17 protein-coding genes are annotated in these 20,437 nt (G+C 38.8%); 2 read left to right on the top strand and 15 right to left on the bottom strand.

Annotation, left to right across the window (positions count from 1 at the left end):
• Window positions 1-10: 10 nt before the first annotated feature.
• From EHLA_RS03070 to EHLA_RS03030, 9 genes are all read right to left on the bottom strand, one after another.
• Window positions 11-550 (bottom strand): Holliday junction resolvase RecU, encoded by a 540-nt coding sequence (locus tag EHLA_RS03070; RefSeq protein WP_096239279.1) that lies wholly within the window; start codon window positions 548-550, stop codon window positions 11-13.
• Complete coding sequence (locus EHLA_RS03065) at window positions 550-1,695, bottom strand: RluA family pseudouridine synthase (RefSeq protein WP_096239278.1); 1,146 nt, start codon at window positions 1,693-1,695, stop codon at window positions 550-552. Before EHLA_RS03065 ends, EHLA_RS03070 begins: the two co-directional genes overlap by 1 nt.
• A 5-nt stretch (window positions 1,696-1,700) precedes the next feature.
• Window positions 1,701-2,462: an SDR family NAD(P)-dependent oxidoreductase gene (locus tag EHLA_RS03060; RefSeq protein WP_096239277.1), complete on the bottom strand. Its 762-nt coding sequence runs from the start codon at window positions 2,460-2,462 to the stop codon at window positions 1,701-1,703.
• 11 nt (window positions 2,463-2,473) lie between these two features.
• Window positions 2,474-4,519 carry a YgiQ family radical SAM protein gene (locus EHLA_RS03055; RefSeq protein WP_096239276.1) on the bottom strand — a complete coding sequence of 682 codons (2,046 nt, stop codon included), beginning with the start codon at window positions 4,517-4,519 and terminating at the stop codon, window positions 2,474-2,476.
• Window positions 4,520-4,549: 30 nt separating this feature from the next.
• Window positions 4,550-5,266, bottom strand: coding sequence for a pseudouridine synthase (locus EHLA_RS03050; protein WP_096239275.1), 717 nt, complete (start codon window positions 5,264-5,266; stop codon window positions 4,550-4,552).
• A 74-nt stretch (window positions 5,267-5,340) separates the two neighbouring features.
• Window positions 5,341-6,741 (bottom strand): RsmB/NOP family class I SAM-dependent RNA methyltransferase, encoded by a 1,401-nt coding sequence (locus EHLA_RS03045; RefSeq protein ID WP_096239274.1) that lies wholly within the window; start codon window positions 6,739-6,741, stop codon window positions 5,341-5,343.
• Window positions 6,742-6,786: 45 nt separating this feature from the next.
• Window positions 6,787-7,587 carry a GTP pyrophosphokinase gene (locus EHLA_RS03040; protein WP_005349093.1) on the bottom strand — a complete coding sequence of 267 codons (801 nt, stop codon included), beginning with the start codon at window positions 7,585-7,587 and terminating at the stop codon, window positions 6,787-6,789.
• Between the two features lie 142 nt (window positions 7,588-7,729).
• Window positions 7,730-9,199 (bottom strand): stage IV sporulation protein A, encoded by a 1,470-nt coding sequence (gene spoIVA / locus EHLA_RS03035; RefSeq protein ID WP_096239273.1) that lies wholly within the window; start codon window positions 9,197-9,199, stop codon window positions 7,730-7,732.
• Window positions 9,200-9,257: 58 nt separating this feature from the next.
• Window positions 9,258-10,532: a M18 family aminopeptidase gene (locus EHLA_RS03030; protein ID WP_096239272.1), complete on the bottom strand. Its 1,275-nt coding sequence runs from the start codon at window positions 10,530-10,532 to the stop codon at window positions 9,258-9,260.
• Window positions 10,533-10,674: 142 nt separating this feature from the next.
• Between EHLA_RS03030 and EHLA_RS03025 the strand changes: the two genes are divergently transcribed.
• Window positions 10,675-11,157, top strand: a complete 483-nt coding sequence (locus EHLA_RS03025; protein ID WP_021908030.1) for a DUF5721 family protein — start codon at window positions 10,675-10,677, stop codon at window positions 11,155-11,157.
• 83 nt (window positions 11,158-11,240) lie between these two features.
• Here the strand turns inward: EHLA_RS03025 and EHLA_RS03020 are convergent, their stop codons facing one another.
• The 5 genes from EHLA_RS03020 to EHLA_RS03000 all read right to left on the bottom strand — a co-directional run bounded on the left by EHLA_RS03020 (window position 11,241) and on the right by EHLA_RS03000 (window position 17,450).
• Window positions 11,241-12,590, bottom strand: a complete 1,350-nt coding sequence (locus EHLA_RS03020) for a S41 family peptidase (protein ID WP_096239271.1) — start codon at window positions 12,588-12,590, stop codon at window positions 11,241-11,243.
• Window positions 12,591-12,668: 78 nt separating this feature from the next.
• Window positions 12,669-13,757: a PucR family transcriptional regulator gene (locus EHLA_RS03015; protein WP_055299508.1), complete on the bottom strand. Its 1,089-nt coding sequence runs from the start codon at window positions 13,755-13,757 to the stop codon at window positions 12,669-12,671.
• Between the two features lie 206 nt (window positions 13,758-13,963).
• Window positions 13,964-14,695 (bottom strand): ABC transporter ATP-binding protein, encoded by a 732-nt coding sequence (locus tag EHLA_RS03010; RefSeq protein ID WP_096239270.1) that lies wholly within the window; start codon window positions 14,693-14,695, stop codon window positions 13,964-13,966.
• A gap of 337 nt (window positions 14,696-15,032) precedes the next feature.
• On the bottom strand, window positions 15,033-15,896 hold the full coding sequence (locus EHLA_RS03005; protein WP_096239269.1) for a WecB/TagA/CpsF family glycosyltransferase: 864 nt from the start codon (window positions 15,894-15,896) through the stop codon (window positions 15,033-15,035).
• Window positions 15,897-15,989: 93 nt separating this feature from the next.
• Window positions 15,990-17,450 carry an LCP family protein gene (locus tag EHLA_RS03000; protein ID WP_162290849.1) on the bottom strand — a complete coding sequence of 487 codons (1,461 nt, stop codon included), beginning with the start codon at window positions 17,448-17,450 and terminating at the stop codon, window positions 15,990-15,992.
• Between the two features lie 290 nt (window positions 17,451-17,740).
• Here EHLA_RS03000 and EHLA_RS02995 point away from each other — a divergent pair, with 290 nt between their 5' ends.
• Complete coding sequence (locus tag EHLA_RS02995) at window positions 17,741-18,463, top strand: SDR family NAD(P)-dependent oxidoreductase (protein ID WP_096239267.1); 723 nt, start codon at window positions 17,741-17,743, stop codon at window positions 18,461-18,463.
• A gap of 165 nt (window positions 18,464-18,628) precedes the next feature.
• On the opposite strand, the gene EHLA_RS02990 is transcribed toward EHLA_RS02995, so the two are convergent.
• Complete coding sequence (locus EHLA_RS02990) at window positions 18,629-20,410, bottom strand: aminopeptidase P family protein (protein WP_096239266.1); 1,782 nt, start codon at window positions 20,408-20,410, stop codon at window positions 18,629-18,631.
• Window positions 20,411-20,437 lie beyond the last annotated feature (27 nt).

Below are 20,437 nucleotides of genomic sequence, written 5' to 3'. Positions count from 1 at the left end.
GTTCGTCAATCTACCGAACACTTCTTTCTTTTAAATCTTCCTGCATTGCTACAAGGTAATGTAATGCAATCCCGCCGGCTGCCGGCACAAAAAAAGCCGGAGATAATTCTTCATATTTAAAATTTTTAGGACCTCCCTGTTCCATTCGCTCCCAATACTTCATCATTTCTGAGAATCTCAGATAATAACATTTTTGCCGATGTGTATAGTAGATTAACAAAAAACTGATTCCATTTTGTTTTTCAAAATTTTTCATAAACTCTACCTGGTGAGGATGTAAATTCTGTAAAGAAAACGTATCGGCAGCACATTCCTTTGCATCAAAGCAAACGGGAATTCCCTGCACTGCCCCAATATAATCCACTGTACTTTTCTTTTCAAAATAGGCAAGCGTGATATGCCTTGATTCTTTATCAAAACGAACTGGTGTAATGGGCGTAGGAATCTTCTGAATAAGAGCCAGGTCTTTGTCTTTATACTTTTGATTCGCATAATTGATCAGTTCCTCTAAGACAGAACCCCGAAGTCCTCTTGAATTCCAGGTTGCCATTACTTCCGTCCCTCTCTGTCATTTTTTCTCTTATCTAAACGAGAAGCAGTTTGATGGGAAGTCTTGGTATAAGAAAGCCCTGAAAATTCTAAATTCCAATTTTTCTGAACCTGATGAAAGGCTTCGGGCACCGGATCAATAATGTGTAATCCTGAAAGTTCTCCTGCTCCTTCCGGCACAATCAGTTCATAACTGTGCAAAAGCTGATAGTTAATTCCCTCTTTCCATTTGATCTGGTTATTAAACTCTCTATTACCATATTTATAATCACCGAACACCGGATGTCCCGTAGAAGCCAGATGTCCTCTGATCTGATGACTCTTTCCTGTAATAAGACGAATTTTTAAAAGACTCGCCCTTTCCGTACTTTTAAGAACCGTATACTCTGTCTCGATATACGATGCCCCTTCTACTTTTTCTTTATGAAGTGCAACTTTATTATTCCGTTCTTCCTTGGTCAGATACCCTGGGATACGGGCATCTTCTTTTACTCTTCCCTCTACAAGACAAAGATAATACTTTCCAAGAGTACGCTCTCTTAACATGGTAGATAAGGTCTGAAGTCCCCGGATTGAAATTCCTGCAAGAACAATCCCGCTTGTATTCCGGTCAAGACGATTTGCAACAGATGGACGAAAGGCTGCCAGCTCCTCTCGTGAAATAATTCCATTTTTTATACAGTAATCGATCAGATAATCATTTAAAGAATCATCGTCTGCTTTGGCTCTTTGTGAAAGCATTCCTGCCGGTTTGTGAAATACAAGAATATCTTCAGAAGAATAGAGAACTTTTACCTGTTCGCGAAGATTCATCTCTTCTTTTGTCAGTCTTTTCTTTTGTTTCGTTCTTTCTATCTGTTTCCCCGGCGTTCTCTGTACCATACTTTTACCATCTGTAAATGCATCCTGTTTTCCGCCTTCCTGCGGTTTTTGAAACTTCTCAAATGTCTCATCCGAAAAGAAAATCTGGATCACATCTCCGGCACTGAGCTTCTCCCGTCCTTCTGCCTTTTTCCCATTAAGCTTAATATTCTTCTTTCTGAGCATCTTATGAAGAAAACCGGAGGAAGCTCCCGGAAGATACTTTCCAAGAAATCGGTCAAAACGCTGTCCCTCTTCTCTTTTTGTAATTGTTATTTCTTTCATTTGTTTTATTTCCTTCCAATAAATTGCAGAAAAAGACTGTGTGGAAGTAATTTTGTTACCAGATGTGTAAGCTTCATCACTTTTCCGTATACGGAAACTTCTTTATTCTTCTCATTATCCTGCCAGGCCTTTTTTACCACTTTCTTCGGGTCTGCCATGACTAGCTTTTTATATGCTGGCAAATGTTTTTTCGTAAGTGCACGATTAAAAAATTCTGTTTTTACCGCTCCCGGACATACTGCCGTCACACGAAGCTGTTTTTCTCTGCTTTCTGCACGTAACGCCCGCACATAACTTAAAACAAATGCTTTACTTGCCGCATATACCGCAAAGCCCGGCTGAGGGAGAAAGGCTGCTGCTGATGCCATATAAATCATTCGTCCTCTGTATTTCATATAAGGAAGCACAAGTGAGGACACTTCAACAACACTTCGGCAGTTCACATCTACCATCTCAGCCTGCTCTTCCATAGAAATCTCCTGAATCCTTCCCATAATGCCAAATCCCGCACAGTGAATAAATAATTCTATATGTGGCTGTACTTCTTCCAATGTCTTTCCAAGATAGTCCATATCTTCTTTCTTTTGAAGATCAAGGGGAAGAATACGAAACTTCTGTTCTTTATAAAGATCTGACCAGGCTTCCAGACGTTCCTTTCTTCTGGCAATCACCCATATCTCATCTAATTCCAGGTGATTTTGCATCGTCAGTTTCACAAACTCTTTCCCCATTCCCGATGAAGCACCGGTAATGATTCCTATATTCATCTGGTTTCCTCCTATCCACGCTTCTTCTTTTTATGAACGTTACGGATCGTCTTCTTCTTTGCCTTTCCTCTGCCTTCTTCCTTCCCGGAAGCTCTGTCTGTTTTAAATCTGTCTGCTTTAGCTCTTTCTATTTTAGATTTTTCTGTTTTAGATTTTTCTGTTTTAAACCTGTCTGTTTTAAATTTGTCTGTCTTAAAAGCATTGTTTTTCTCCACAGAATGTTTCTGTGCTGGATGATAGTTCTTTCCCATCTTTCTTGGCGGAATCAGGCAATGCTCATCAAAACCGATCAGATCTTCTCTGCCACCTTGAATCAATGCTGCTTTTACAATATCATAATTTTCCGGATTCCGATACTGAATTAATGCCCTCTGCATCTGTTTTTCTTTTAAACTTACCGGAACATAGACTTTCTCCATCGTTCGTGGATCGAAACCTGTATAATACATGCATGTAGAAATTGTTCCCGGGGTCGGATAAAAATCCTGTACCTGTTCCGGCATATATCCAAGATCACGAATATATTCTGCTAAAGCAATCGCTTCTTTTAAATGAGATCCCGGATGGGAAGACATTAAATACGGAACCATATACTGCTTCTTTCCCAGCTTTTTATTCATATTTCGATATTCTCTTGCAAACTGTTCATACACGTGATTTGAAGGCTTGCCCATAAGTCGTAAAACACTGTCACAAATATGCTCCGGAGCAACTTTGAGCTGCCCGCTGACATGATATTTACAAAGTTCTTCTAAGAAATGATCCTTTTTATCTGCCAGCACATAATCAAAACGGATTCCTGAGCGAATAAATACTTTCTTTACTCCCGGCAGTGCCCTCAAACGACGAAGAAGTGTAATATAGTCTCCATGATCTGCGTTCATGTTCGCACACGGCTTTGGAAACAGACATTGTTTATTCGTACAGACTCCATATTTCAACTGTTTTTCACAAGCCGTATGACGAAAATCTGCCGTTGGTCCTCCTACATCATGAATATAACCTTTAAATTCCGGATCTTTAATCAAAATCTCTGCTTCTTTTAAAATAGATTCCTGGCTTCTTATCTGAATTCTTCTTCCCTGATGGAAAGTTAATGCACAAAAACTGCAGCCTCCAAAGCAGCCCCTGTTACTTGTAAGAGAGAACTTAATCTCCTTCAATGCGGGAACCCCGCCAAGCTTATCATACGAAGGATGCCACTTTCTCATATACGGCAGTTCGTATACATGATCCATCTCCTCTACCGTAAGAGGCAATGACGGCGGATTCTGCACAAGATATTCCTTTTTCTTGTAAGGTTCTACTAATGTCTTTGCAGTAATCGCATCTGTGTTAATATATTGCTGATAATAACTTCTGGCAAATGTTTCTTTTGATTCTGTGATTTCCTCATAAGATGGCAGCAATTCATATTCGCAGGAAAGTTCTTCTAAGTCTTTACATTTAAAAACAGTTCCTCTGACATACGTAATATCATGCACGTCTATTCCTGAATCCAATGCCTCCGCGATTTCAAGAATCGAATGCTCTCCCATTCCGTACATAAGCAGATCTGCACCAGAATCCAATAAAACAGAACGCTTTACTTTATCACTCCAATAATCATAATGCGCCATTCTTCTTAAGGACGCTTCAATTCCTCCCAGCAAAATCGGCGTCTTTTTATACGTCTTTCGAATCAGATTGCTGTATACAATGGTTGGCCGGTTCGGTCTTCCGGAAAAACCGCCTCCCGGTGTATACGCATCCTGATGCCTTCTCTTTTTAAACGAAGTATAATGATTCACCATGGAATCCATATTGCCGGCTGACACGATAAATGCCAGTCTTGGTTCTCCACAAACCGCAATACTGTTCTCATCGTTCCAATCTGGCTGTGCGATAAATGCGACCTTATATCCTGCATCTTCTAAAAGCCTCGTAATGATTGCTGCTCCAAAAGAAGGATGATCTACATAAGCATCTCCACAAACATAAACAAAATCTGCCTGCTTCCAGCCTCGTTCTCTCATTTCTTTTTTATTGATGGGCAAAAAGCCGTTTTCTTTTGCCATAAAGTAATTCCTTTCCGTTTATCTTTCCGTTTATTTTTTCTTTAAACTGGTAAGCTCTTTCTCGGTCAGTGATCTGTATTCCCCTTTTTTCAGGTTCGGATCAAGAACCAGATTTCCCATAGAAATCCTTTTTAAGTACGTAACATTTCTTCCTACTGCCTGCGCCATTCTCTTGACCTGATGAAAACGTCCTTCCTGTACAGTAATAAAAACCTCATTCTTATTCTCTGTCAATTCTAACTTCGCCGGAAGTGCCAGCTTCTCATCTCCGATATCAAGCCCCTGTAAAAATAGTTCCTGTTCCTTTGTTCCCACCGGACCATCAAGAATTGCAAAATATGTTTTATCTATATGCTTTTTTGGTGACAAAAGATTATGCGCCAGTACGCCATCATTCGTAAGCAGTAACAGTCCCTCGGTATCTTTATCCAACCTTCCAACCGGAAAAAGCCCCTTCTTTCCTTCTGCTATCAGGTCAAGAACCGTTCTGTCTTCAGCATCCTCTGTGGCACTGATCACTCCTGCTGGTTTATGCAGCATAATATAACGGTACTGTTCATATAGGACCTCTTCTCCATCAATGCATACACGATCCTGCAAAGAGATCTTTACTTCCGGTTTCTTAATAAATTCTTTGTTCACTGTCACACTGCCCTTTTTAATCTTTTGCTTTGCCTCGCTTCTGGTAAGCTCCGCAGCCTGTGTCAAAAACTTATCCAGTCTGACTTTCTTTGCATTTTCCGGCATATTCTTATTCCTTTCCTGTTATAGTCTCTGGCGGAGTACTTTATCTCTGCTTATATATAACTGTTCTTCTGTATTTATAATTTACGCCAGCCCGGATTATATTTATTCTTCAATCTTCCTCTGTTATACTTTCCCCATCCAAGTGGAAATTCATCTACACAAAAAAGTGTCCATCCAGAAAGTTCGCTATCATCCATATCCACTGTCTCGCCACGAAGGTACTTTTCCACACGAATATCTTCCGCTGGGAATGAAATACTTCTTTTATATCCAGATGGATGCAATGCTATTGCCAGTGCCTGGCTTGGTTCAAAACGCTTCTTTAGACAATCTCCAAGATAGAGTCCGGAACGCACGATACGTAACCCTCTAAGATCCGGACAATGTTCTGGCAGGATAAACGCTCTTTCTTTTATAAAAAATAACCGCTTCTTCCACTGTTTCCATTCCGGAATATCACGCATAAATTCTTCCATCGCATCCGGAATCTTTTCTTTCGATATCGTCTGTTCCTTTACTATCCGCTTTCTATCTGCCTTTTCAAAAGCCTTATCTAAGCACTCTGCTTCTTCACGCTTCTTAAACAATGCTGCAAAATGTCCTTCTCCTCTTACTTTATACGGTAAAAAACGTCGGCAGTTCTTTACATCTTCTCTTCCGCTTACCGTCCATTCTGGCCTGCCTTCTTCAATACCATCACAGATTGGAAGTTCCTGCAGAGAAAAATCATCATTCTGTTCTAAAAAAAATTCTACGGTTTGTTCATCCTCTTCCCTGGCAAAAGTGCAAGTCGAATACAACAGATATCCTCCTGGTTTTACCATCTGTGCTGCATGAGAAAGAATCTCTCTTTGTAATTCTGCATACCGATCCACTTCTTCAAGTGACCAGCTCTTTACCATCGATGATTCCCGTCGAAACATTCCTTCCCCGGAACATGGGGCATCCACAAGCACTTTGTCAAAATATCCAAAGAACCGGTCTGCAAGCTTTTCCGGTGATTCACAGGTTATCACCGCATTCGTAATGCCTGCCATCTCCATATTTTTAAGGAGCGGCTTACACCGGGAAGCACTGATATCATTCGATATCAAAATTCCTTCTCCCTGAAGCTTTGCCGCAAGTGCCGTAGACTTTCCCCCTGGTGCCGCACAAAGATCAAGCACCCTGTCTCCCGGTTCTACTGGTAAAAAAGCTGCCGGTGCCATCGCACTCGGCTCCTGCAAATAATAAACTCCTGCATAATAATACGGGTGTGCGGATAATTTCTGTTCTCCCTCATAATAAAATCCTGTATTACACCAGGAAACCTGTCCGCTTAAAAGGAACCGGCGGATAAAATCCGCCGGTTCCATCTTTAACTGATTCACCCGAAGCGTCTGTCCATAACTATGATTAAAACTATCTAGATACTGTAAATACTCCTCTCCAAGCATCTCCTGCATCTTACTTTGATAATCCTTTGGTAAATTCATCCACTTCCTCCTGTACTGAATCCATAATGTATACACCAAACCTCTTTACAAGCTCTGTGCACGATATCCTTCAGAAATGATATCAAGCTGTCTTGCAAAATGCTTTAGCTGCAGCATATCATCAAGCACATATACTTTATAAAACTCATCCTGAATCTTGGTTACTTCTCTCTGATTAGCAACCTTATATAAATTCTGAATATTATTCAAAATATCCTTAACTAATGTCTCTTTCTTTCTGTGAGAATTCTGCGCATCCATAATCTCATCTCTTACATCAGACATCTCATGATCTACCTCAATGATCGCCTCTGACGCATCTAAAAGCTTTTGCTGAATATATTCTGGAATATTCTCCTTATACTTATACTGCAAAGAATGCTCGATCGTTGCCCAGAAGTTCATCGCCATCGTCCGGATCTGAATCTCTGCACTCAGCTCCTTTGGACCATGGATCGTATTCACTGTATATAAAATAATCATATGGTAACTACGATATCCACTGGTCTTCATATGACTTACATAATCTTTCTCACACTTCACCTTCATATCTGTGCGATTCTTTATAAGATTCACAACCCGGTCTATATCCTCCACGAACTGACAGATAATACGAATTCCTGCCAGGTCTTCTATCTTCTTCTCAATATCATTCATCGATACATTCTTGCGCTGCATCTTATCTAAAATACTGACAATACTCTTCACTCGTCCATCGACAGACTCTATCGGTGAATATAAGCCCTGATTACGATGTTCTTCTATAATATGATGAAACTTAACAGTCAGTTCATCGACTGCCAGCTGGTATGGGTCAAGCAGTTCTCTCCAAAGCTGTATCTCCATGTGATCACCCCCAAATTATTATACCATATTTTTCCATTTTGTGCAAGTAAAATGTATGCTTTATTCCACCTTTTCAGGCTCGCGGCGGCTCGACTTGAATATCTATGATGATGTCAGGGTCAAAAGTATTTTGACCCTATTATTATATAATAATACAGATTAATCCGCCACTGCTTTCATTTACGATTTTTTCCATGGCATTTTGCAGTTTTTCCTGGCTGTCATCATTGATTTTTGTGACTTTTCCGGATATACCGTCATCCACTAATTGTTCTAATGTTTTTCCAAAAATATTTACATTCCAGATTTCGTCAGGTTCCTCACCGGCCTGCTCTTTTATATACGTAATCAGATCTTCTGCCTGAAGCTGTGTTCCAACAATCGGTGCTACTTCAGTTGTAAGATTTGCCCGGATCAGATGAATTGACGGTGCTTCTGCCCGGATTTTAACCCCGTATTTGTTTCCATGTTTCACAACTTCTGGCTCAGAAAGTGTAATTTCTGAAAGAACAGGTTTCATAACACCGTATCCTCGTTCTCTTGCATCTTTTAGTGCCTGCGATACTTCTTCAAATTCCTTCTTCTTTCCCGATAATTCCTTCATCAGACGGATCAAATGATATTCACTTTTTATCGGAAGTCCTGTCAAATCAGATAAAATATCATAATAATAAGAATCTCTAATCTGTATTTTAACATCGACTGTTCCGGTATCCATATGAATTTTTTCTATTTTACCAGACTCTATGTAATCGTTCGATGGAAAAACTTTCTGATAAAGATCTTTCATCTTCCCCTTATCTGCCATAAATTCTTTCACAAGATCAAGAATAGACTTCTTCATCCAATGATCATCTCTTAATGTTTCTACCCATTTCGGCAAATAAAATCCCACCGACGATAACGGAAACTCCAGCAATACATTTTTCAGTATTTCTAAAATATCTTCCTGTCTGAGCTGATCACAATTTACTGCCATAACACTTGTGCCGTATTCTTTGGCAAGCTTTTCTGTTAATGCCTGCGTTGCTTTTGAATACGGCCGCTCACTATTTACAAGAACTAAAAACGGTTTACCAATCTCATTTAACTCTGCTACTGTCTTTTTCTCTGCTTCTACATAGGAATCTCTCGGAATCTCCCCAAAGGAACCATCCGCCGTTACAAGAATTCCTATTGTTGAATGATCTCTGATTACTTTTCTCGTACCGTATTCTGCTGCTTTTGTAAACGGAACTTCATAATCAAACCATGGAGTTTTTACAAGGCGTTCCTGTCCGTTCTCCAGATTTCCTCCGGCTCCGGGAATCATAAATCCCACACAATCAATCAAACGGATTTTTATTTTCATATCTTCCATCGGCAGTTCCGCTGCTTCTTTTGGAATGAATTTTGGTTCCGTTGTCATAACAATCTTTCCGGTCCCACTTTGTGGAAGCTCATCCATCGTTCTTTTTCGTTCATTTTCATCTTTTATTGCAGGAAGTACGAGCAGTTCCATAAATCGCTTAATAAAAGTTGATTTGCCGCTTCGGACCGGTCCAACCACACCAAGGTAAATCTCTCCGCCTGTTCTGGCAGAAATATCCTGATATATATTTTGTTTTTCCATGAAAATCCCTCCCCAATACTATTCCAGTATATGCGAAGGATTAGAAAAATAGACTAATTTACTCTGTAAAAAAAGCCGTCACTAATCGACATAGGCTGATATAATCTTCCATTGCCATTGTCTCTCTCGCAGAATGCATCGCAAGCATCGGGATTCCGAGATCACATCCCATCATTGGCAAATGGGAACCAATCATCGGTCCTAATGTTGTCCCGCCACGAATCGTATTCCTGTCATTGATCTCCTGTAATAAAATGTCGTATTTTTCAGCAAGCCCAAGAAGTATCGCATACATACGGCAATCGGATGCATACTTTTGCGTACCACTTACTTTTATCGTTGCTCCCTGACCGATATATGCCCTCGTTGTTGTATCACAACGATCCGTATAATTTGGATGTGCTGCATGCGCGCCGTCCACAGAAAGATAATAACTTTGTGCAAGTGAAATCTCTATCTGTTCTTTCGAGCATCCCATTCCCGATAAAATCCGATTCAAAATGCATCCAAGCAAGGTCGAATCTGCACCTGACTTCGTGAAACTTCCCACTTCCTCATGGTTAAACAGTCCGATCAGATTGATTCCACTTTCTCTTTCTCCATCAGTAATTGACTCCAATAATGCGCTAACAGATGCCAGATTATCAATTCGAGGGCTGCATAAGATTTCTTCTTTTACTCCACAAAGCTGTGGCTGATCATAATTATATAAATTAAGATCATAACTTAAAATCTCACTTTCATCTACGGAAAGTTCCTCTGAAAGGAAATGTAAAAATGCACCTTCTGTCCAACGCCCATTCGCAATCCCCATCAACGGCATCAGTTCTTTTTGGCGATCGATCTTCCATCCATTATTTGCCTCACGCTGCATGTGAATCGCAAGTCCCGGAATAACAGCAATCGGTCTCTTACTGTCATAGAGTACTTCTTCCGGCTTAAAAACATCCTCTCCCCTTAACATGATTGTTCCTGCTATACCAAGAGGACGGTCAAACCACGTGTGATCCATCATTCCTCCGTATACTTCCACATTAAGCATCGCACATCCCATACTTTTAAAATCCGGCTTTCCCTTTACTTTAAAACAGGGCTGGTCTACATGGGCAAATGCCATCCGAAGAGACTGAATCTTTGCCTTTGCGTTTCCTGTAGTAAAGGCAAATAATACATCTGGAAATGGCGTAATAAAAAACTTTCCATTCTCCTTTGGTGAAAGCATCTTATCATAATATAATTCTTCAAAACCTTCCTGTTTTAAATATTCTTTTGCAAAAGAAATGACGCTTGCCGGCGATGTTCCCCGACTTAAACATTCTGTTAAAACATTCATTTTTATACTCCTTTTCAAAAAAAATAATCTATGCTATTATCTATTTCAAGACATGAAAAATCATCTTTTACTAAGTCAAGTATACCAAGGCATTTTATATTTTTATATTCTAAATCAAAATTCTATTTGGAGGGAGTCATTTATGCTATCAATACAAGTTTCCGATACCAAAAACTTTATGTCCCATCTCTTATCTGGAAATACATTCGATCACTTTTATTTTATCGAAGCATCCATCAAGATGGGGGTCAGTTACCAGATTCAGGGACGAATCAATGAAGGGTTCTATGATACAAGCGTAGAACAGACGCTAAATCGCGACTTTTGTTACTGGAAAGAAGTTCGTAACCGTATTTTTGATATTATCAAAGGAAAACGTCTTCCTCTTTCCTGTAAAATTGTTCTCGGTCTCCCAAAACAATCGGTTTCTTACCTGATCTCACATAGTAACAGCACATTTCGTGAAGATGATATTGAAGGCATTTATGTGAATATTTTATATGACCCAAAAACATTGCTCATAACCACCGGTATTTCCTATAAGAACTTTTCTCTCGACAAATCGTTAGAATATGCCTTTGATGAATATCTGGCAAAGTTTCTAAAAGAGAAAGCTGCGCTTTAACATCGCTGACTTTTCACTGTACATCTAACGACAGGAACTTCTGGATTCTTACCCAAAAGTTCCTGTTTTTATTTTTCTGTTTTTTATTTTTCAAGCAGTTCTATTGCCTTTTTCAGTTGTTTGTCTGCCTTTTCATCTGTCTGTGCTTTCTTCCACTGTGCATCGCTCATTTTTACTTTAACATCTGGTTTAATTCCCTTTTTATGAATATCCGTACCGTTTGGTGTATAATACTTTGCGATTGTAAACTTAATCGCTGAGCCATCCGTAAGCGGCATAATATTCTGGACGATTCCTTTTCCGTATGTTGTCGTTCCTACAACGGTTGCCTTGCCATAATCCTTCAGACATCCTGTCATAATCTCTGACGCGCTGGCTGTATTTCCATTGACTAAAATAATAATCGGAATATCTAATGTTTTACCAGAATCACTCTTGAATTCTTCTTTATTTCCTTCTTTGTCTTTCGTATACACAATCAATTTATCTTTATCTATCACACGTGACACCATCTGTGTACAAGTGTTTAACAGTCCTCCACCATTGTCTCGAAGATCAATGATCAGACTCTTCATTCCTTTTTTCTCAAGAGCAGTAACTGCTTTATCAAACTGATCACCAGTATTCTCAAGGAACTGGCTTACTGCAATATAACCAATCTTTTTCTCCTTCATTTTATAAGAGACGGTATCTAACTGTACAGAAGACTTCTTTACTGTATAATCTTTTGACTTTTTATCTCTGTAGATTGTAAGAACAACCTTTTTATTTTCTTTCTTTTTGATTTCTGAAACGACTTCCTGTAATTCCATATTCATTGTACTTTTTTTATTGACAGCAATGATCAGATCTCCCGTTTTAAGCCCTGCTTTATATGCCGGCTGGTCTTTAAATACCGATACGATCTCTGCATATCCGGTATCGGTATCTTTTGCTACAGAAATACCGATTCCTTCATATTCTCCGGAATCTTCTTCGGTTAACTGTTTGAATTCTTCCTTTGTATAGTATTCTGCATAAGGGTCCTGTAACCCTTTTGCAAATCCCTTATAAATATTTTGCTCCACATTATCTGCATCTATTTTATTAAGATAATATTTGCCTGTATAAGCTTCTAATAAACTTAGCTTTCTAAGAATCGTTCCATTATTAAGTCCAGTCCCAAATCCGGAAGATGTCATCACACTCTGTCTTCCTGCAAAAAAGCTGACTCCAACCACGATAACCATCGCAAACGCCAGCATTACCGTTTTAAAACAGCCGCCCTTTCGTTTATGCTGCTGTTTTTTATCAGAACTCTCCTCCGTCTGCTGTTTAGATTCTTCTTCTGAAACACTTTCTAATTCGATAGTCATTTCTTTGTCTTTTACGTCCATTTCATCTGCCTTTCTCTTCACCGCAACAATGTAGTGTACTGTATCAGTGTCTTGCATTCAACTTGTATTCTATAATACAGTACAAGCACTATTAATAACAAAGCCTCCTGACGATACCGACAGGAGGCTTTATTATTAATATTCGATACTTTCCATGTACTTCATGTATTTTACTACCATAAGAGCAATCTTAAAAGTAATTGCATCTTCAAATACTCTAAGATCAAGCCCTGTGCTCTTCTGAAGCTTATCCAGACGATATACTAATGTATTTCGATGAATATAAAGCTGTCTGGATGTCTCTGATACATTCAGATTATTCTCAAAGAACTTGTTGATCGTCTGCAATGTCTCTTCGTCAAACTCATCCGGAGAACGTCCATCAAAAATCTCTTTGATAAACATCTTACAGAGTGGTAACGGAAGCTGATAGATCAAACGTCCGATACCAAGACGGCTGTATGCGATAACATTCTTATCCGGATAGAAAATCTTTCCGACATCCATCGCCATCTTCGCTTCTTTATAAGAGCGGGATACTTCTTTAATCTCATTCACGATCGTACCAAAGGCAACATGAACCTTTGTCATTGCTTCTGTATTAAGCATATCTACAATAACCTGTGCGGTCTTCGTAAGCTCGTCGTATCCTTCTCCGTTCTTCACTTCTTTTACAAGAATAATGTTCTTCTCATCAACCGCAGTGATAAAGTCTCTTGTCTTAGCAGAAAAAATATTACGGACAGTTTCAAACGCATTATTATCTCTGTCATTCTTTGTCTCAACAATAAATACACATCTTCTTACATCGGTCTCAATATGAAGCTTCTTAGCCCGGTTATAAATATCAACCAGCAGTAAGTTATCTAATAACAAATTCTTGATAAAATTATCTTTATCAAAACGTTCCTTATAGGCAATTAACAGATTCTGTACCTGGAAAGCAGCCATCTTTCCAACCATATACACATCATCAGTCTCACCTTTGACGAGAATGATGTACTCTAACTGGTTCTCATCAAAAACTTTAAAAAACTGGTATCCCTGTAACGCCTGACTCTCTGCTAAAGACTCTGCAAATACCAGCACCGCCTCTTTATATTCTTCAACTGCATCTAATGTGGAGGCAAGCGGTTTTCCTTCCGTATCCATGACGCACAAGTCAATTCTTGTAATTGCCTTAATACCATCAATGGTATCCTGTAAAATCTGATTTGAAATCATCGTATCACTCCTGTCTTTCCCTCTCATCGCATCTTTTCTGTTATACGCAACAATCTTTCTTTATTTTAATACAAAATTGACAAAAAAAAAAGAGGAAATATACGAAAAATACATTCCCTCTTGTGAAAATTTATTATTTTTTATGTTCATTCATGTATAAAAGCTACAAAAGCCCGGTGTCTATGTAAAAAATCACCTATTATTTATTAACATACTTCTTCCACAGCAACTCCTAAAAACTCAGAAACATATGGTGTTGCCGGATTATCATAAAGTTCTCCGATTGTTCCAATCTGCTGTACACTTCCATCATTCATAACAGCGACTCTTGTATCTGTGTGTCGAATATCTTCACTATTATGTGTCACATAAACGACTGTGATCTGCATCTTCTCATAAAGACTCCATAACAGCTCCTGCATCTCCTTTTTCAGTTCCTTACTCAGACTTGAAAACGGTTCATCTAAAAGAAATACTTTTGGTTTCTTTACAATGGCACGACCAAGAACAACTAACGCACGTTCTTTTTCATCTAAATCTTCCGTCATCTTATCAAGAAGATGTCCAATATTAAGTACCTGTGTAACTTCTGCGATTCTCGCATCAATCTCTCCAATTGGCAATTCCTTTAACTTAAGCCCAAATGCAAGATTATCATAAATATTCATCTGCGGATATAACTTTCCATTCTTAAAAATCATTGCCATATCTCTGTCAATAGAAGGAGTCTCATTCATTCGTTCTCCGTCAACAAGAAGCTCCCCATCTGTAATATCTTCTACTCCTGCGATCATTCTTAATACCGTAGAAATGCCGCATCCCATCGAACCGGCAAGTACCATAAATTCTTTATCATCAACTTCAAGGGTAACGTCCTTGATTGCATTGACTCCGTTATCATATGTTTTGCTAAGATGTCTAAGTGATAAACTAGCCATAAATAACCTCCTAAAAATATGATGTACTCACAAAATCAAGTACAAGAAAGACTCCGAGAGTACATTATGCTATAAATATTTTGTCCCTATCTATCATACCTAAAATTTGTAAATAATTCTAGGAGAAAACTCACGAAAATATGCCTGCTATTTCATCTAAATTGTTAAGCATATTTTATTCATTAGACATTTTTACCATTTTTCCTACGCTCTGGGCAAAAAACAACTGAGATATTGTACATTTCTTAAAGCAATTTTTAAAAAAAGACACTTTTCCATTTTATTTTTGTGAAAAGTGTCCTTATTTCTTTCTTATTTTGTTATTCTTATGACAAATTCATTGTACGTTTTTATTATTTTTGCTCTCATCCGCTTTGTCATTACATAATTCTTCCTGTTTTTCCAAAATACTTTCCTTTGATGTTTCTTCCGGTTCCGTTAAAGAAATGTCTTCCGGCACTTCTCTCATTACCTTCTTTTTAAAAACAGAACCAACAATCGTATTCCGAATCTTCTGTTCCTTTTTAAACCAGGAATAAATTCCCTCCAGGTGGAGCTTCTGTACCCACAATGGAATCTCTTCTGTTTCCTTCCGAATCAATGGCTGTACAGATTCTATAAGAATACAAAGACGGGTATTCATCATCGCTGCATACTTTTCCATAAATTTAATCTGTCTTTCTGCCGGAAGGCAGACAAATACGATGTCTGGAATACAGGCATTGATCTCATTCACAATACGGTCTGCCTCACCTTTCACATTCTTTCCAATAATGCCTCCATGGACTTCTATACTGCGATAAGATTCCTCCATATATTCTTCTAAGGAAGTAAGATGTTCCTCCTGATCCATAATCGTATAAATGCTTCGTCCCTCTCGGTTTAGCTTTGCAAATAATCTCTTAAGATAATTATCTGCAAATTCTCCTATACCTTGCGGAACTTCCCCATCCTCTTGCTGATGGCGTACTGCAAGCTCCATATGACGATCTCCTGAAAGCACCAGATTACAGGAAGCAACATACTCTGCTGCTCCTGCATTATTCTGGCACAATAATGAACTGACTGCTGATAAAAAATAGATTACAGGAAGCCCCTTTCCACGCATCAGTTCCATTGATACATTGACCGCCTTGTCCACCCGCATCATTGATACATCTATACCGAGTACATTCGCTTTTTTGTGGTAACGATCTTTCATGTTAAGGTTCCTTTCTTTTATCCTATAAATATCTTTCTATTAAATATCTTTTAAATATCTTTCCGTCTATAATTCAAGCAACGTTTTTATTTGCTATTCTCCTGAGCTGAAATCATATCCGTCAGATGTATCTGTGTCTTCTGTATTGTCTGCAGATTGAGATTCCTCTGTATCATCATCAGAGGTACTGTCATCACTCTCATCATCAACATCTTCCTCTGCTGTTGTGGACTCTCCGCTTCCTTCTGGTACCTTTGTACTGTCTGTTCCGACATAGATCTGAATATCTCCACCTGTTGAAATGGAATCTACTACATTAATCTCTGCATCCGGGAAGTAATTCAGTAAATCTTCTCCCATTCCTTCTTCAGTAACATTAATTCTTGTCTGGGAAATCGGTCCCTCTTCCTGATAAGAATCGATAAGACTAATCGTGTATCCTTCGTCTTCAAGATACGTCTCCCATTCTTTTGCCAGACCGGAAACATACGCTGCATTATAAACTTCAATCGAATACTTCTTAGAACTTTCTGTGCTGCCAGAAGAAGCGGTACTTGAAGAAGCCTTTGATGAACCATTCTTTGTGTAAGATTCTGCTTTCTTTGTAAGCGCAGCAACCTGAAGTTTTACTTTCTGAGAATCTAAAGAAAATACTCCTTTTGTCTCGCTTCCCTGCATAATACGAAGAGTGAATCCATCCTCTGTCAGCCCTTTAAGAATATCTTCTGTTGATGTCAGATCATCTGTATCCTCCGCTTTTACAAGGCTGTCATACTTTTTAGCAAGTGCTGAATTATTATTCTTTGTAAAGATTTCTTCCATGTACTTTGTAAGATAATCATTCGCTCTCTCTAATCTTCTGGTCTCCTCATCATCTGTTCCATCCATATAAGTCATAAGAGCATAAGCGGTATCGCCATCAAGTTCTACATCTCCCGCCTCAATACTCTGTAATACATTATCTGCATCACGATAAGAAACTGCATTATCAAGATGATATGTTACTGTATTGCCCGCATTCAAAAGCTTCTTAAAATCATTAGAAGACATTACATCATAGCCGGAAATCTTCACACCACTGATATCTTCCATAATCTTTACATATGTCTCATACTTCTTATCACCAAAAGCACGTGCCACATCTGACATGCTTACTGTACTGCTTATATCTGATATCGTCTCACGAAGTTCCTTCACAAGACTCTCACTTACAGACACCTGTGCATTACATGGCATCAATAATACATCAAATGCCTTCGTCTTCTTATCATACATATTCAGGCTTGTATAATCTTTATTGGTATTCTCATCATGAACAAATACCAGTGTATTCTCCATATTCTTATTATTCTTAGCAATGTCTGTAGTGTCTTCCTGTACTTCCTGCTGATCTGTCTCTTCTTTTACGGCCTTCTTTACACTCGTAAAACTTCCTGTCAGATAATATGTTACTCCCTCAAAAGAACCAACGGCAATCACAGCCATCAAGGCGAGCACAACACATACTCTTAAAAGGAAGGAGAAAAATCTTTTTATAAAACTTGGCTTTTTCATCTTGCCCTCCTGTTTTACCTCATGTACTCCCGGAATCTTTTGTGCTTCATCTTGCGAAAAAATCTTCCTCTGAAAGTACATCCTGTTTTACTCCATATTGTCGTGATCTTACGGATTACTCCGTATTTCATCTGTTAAGTATATCAAAGTTCTTTTTCTATTGCAAGTTTTCGTTTCTGTGTTTTTGTCTGAATGGAAATAAATTCTAAATATTGAAATAAATTTTATCTTGTAGTTCTAGTTATCAGACTATATAATATTGCTACAAAATCATACGAGGAGTTTTATATATGAAATCAATACTCATTACAGGTGCCACCAGAGGAATTGGCCTTGCTCTTGCCCGTTTTTATGCAGATAAAGGCTATTGTCTTACATTAAACGGCGGTCATGATAAAGATGCCTTAGCCGCTGTAGAAAAAGAACTTTCCAAAAAAACAAGAGTCATTTCCTGTTTTGGCTCTGTCGCAGAAGAGAAAACAGCTATCACAATGACACAAAAAGCGATGGATACTTTTGGACAGATTGATCTTTTAATTAATAATGCCGGTATTTCCCATATCGGTCTTTTGTCAGATATGACTTCTGAGGAATGGCATACCCTTATGGGGACGAATCTTGACTCTGTATTTTATATGTCAAAAGCTGTAATCCCTCATATGCTTCACCGGCACAGCGGAAAAATTTTAAATATATCCTCTGTATGGGGAGAAGTCGGTGCTTCTTGTGAAGCTGCCTATTCTGCTTCAAAAGGTGCCATAAATGCCCTTACAAAAGCCCTTGCAAAAGAACTGGCTCCTTCTCATATTTCTGTTAACGGAATAAGCTTTGGTGTCATTGATACTGACATGAATCGCTGTTTTGACGAGGAGGAACGGGCTGCTCTTTCTGAAGAAATCCCTTACGGACGTTTTGCATCCCCGGAAGAAGCTGCTGCTTTCTGCTACCAGATTACCGAATCTCCTGAATATCTAACCGGACAGATCATAAGATTCGATGGTGGCTGGATTTAAAAAATGAAACGAAAAACAGCATAGCAGCGTATGTGTAACATCAGAGTAAATAAAAATACAACGAAGTATTTTCTACCTGCGACTGTCTTTACAAATGCGCTGTTATGCTGTTTTTTATTGTTTTTCCCAATAAAGCAAAATTTAAAGCAAAGTCTAAATTAAAGTTTAGATTAAAGTTTCTTTTAACCACTCTGTTTCTTCTTCTGTCAGATAGGGAGAAATTGTTTCAAATACTTTCTTATGATATTGTTCAAGCCATCTTCTTTCTTTTGTACTTAGTTCTTCAAGAATAATCGCAGAAAGATCAAATGGTACAAGGGTGAGGGAATCAAAACACAGAAAACTGCCATATTCGTTTTCTACATCTTTTTGGCATACGATCATGTTTTCCAGACGGATTCCAAACTTTCCTTCTAAATAAATTCCCGGTTCATCTGATGTTATCATTCCTTCTTCTAAAATACAGTCATTTCGTCCATTGACAGATGGACGATAGCGGAAGCTGTTCGGACCTTCATGAACACTTAAAAGATAACCTACTCCATGACCGGTTCCATGATTATAATCAAGTCCTTTTTCCCACAATGGAGCTCTTGCGAGTATATCCAGGCTCTGACCGCTGCAGCCCTGTAAAAAACGAGCGGTTTCCAGCTGAATATGTCCTTTTAATACAGTTGTGTACATTTCTTTTTCTTCCTGAGTCAATGTCCCCAGTGCGATTGTTCTTGTAATATCGGTCGTACCTTCCAGATAATGTCCGCCAGTATCTGCTAACACGAAGCTTTCCGGCTGTATCTCGATATCAGATTCTTTTGTTGCGCTGTAGTGTACGATAGCTCCATGTTCTTTATATGCAATGATCGGTGCAAAGCTTGGTTCTATATAATTCTCCTGTGCCATTCTGAACTCTTCTAACTTTGCAGCCGCAGTGCGCTCTGTTACTTTCTGTTTCCCTGCATTTTTCTTTAACCAGTAAATAAACTTTGTAACTGCGACACCGTCTTTTATATGAGCTTTTCGTTCATTTTCCACTTCTACAGGATTCTTTTTTGCTTTGAACAAAAGAGTCGGATTGACACCTTCTATCTTCTTCACTTTTTCTGGCAATGCAGAAACTAATGCTGTATTTACTGCCGCTTTATCATAATATACCGATGCTTCTTCCGGAAGCTTCTTCACATCCTCATAAATTTGTGCATACGGAGCATTTTTTATTCCCTGCATCTCTAGAAGGATCTTGATCTTTTCGGAAAGACATTCCTCCTGTACATACCAGATTATTTCCTGTTGTCCTAATAAAAGATAACTTAAAATAACCGGTGTAGATTCCACATCGTTACCTCGCATATTTAAAAGCCACGCGATATCTTCTAAAGAAGTTAACAGTAAGTACTGTGCCTTCTTTTCAGAAAGGAATTCCCGAACACGTTTGATCTTACTTTCACTGCTCTCCCCGGCATACTCCACAGGAAGCGGCCATACTGCCTGCGCTGATAACGGTGGACGCTTCTCCCACACAGCACCAGGCAGATCAATGTCTGTACGGACCGCCACTCCCTGTGCATTCAGCTGTGTGATCAGGGTATCTGCATACTCTGCCATAATGCATCTGCCATCAAAGCCTAAGGTCTCACCTTTCTTTAATGTTGTCTTTAAATATTCCTCTATTGAAGGAACTCCTGGCTGACGTTCTCTCATCAAAGTGATACCAGAACCAGATAACTGTTTTGCTGCCTGTAAAAAATATCTTCCATCTGTCCAAAGTCCCGCTTCATCCAAAGTAACAACTAAGGTGCCCGCAGAACCGGTAAATCCGGATATATATTCTCTGCACTTAAAATAATCCCCTACATATTCTGAACCATGAAAATCACTTGTAGGAATCAGGCAGGCATCTACACCTGTTTCTTTCATTTTCACTCTTAATAATTCCAGTTCCCGTTTCATTCTCAAATTACTCCCATACTATTTTTC

It is taken from the genome of Anaerobutyricum hallii (assembly GCF_900209925.1).
GTDB classification, from domain to species: domain Bacteria; phylum Bacillota; class Clostridia; order Lachnospirales; family Lachnospiraceae; genus Anaerobutyricum; species Anaerobutyricum soehngenii.
The sequence above is the reverse complement of the archived record's forward strand: the minus strand, read 5'-3'. Positions and strand labels throughout refer to the sequence as shown.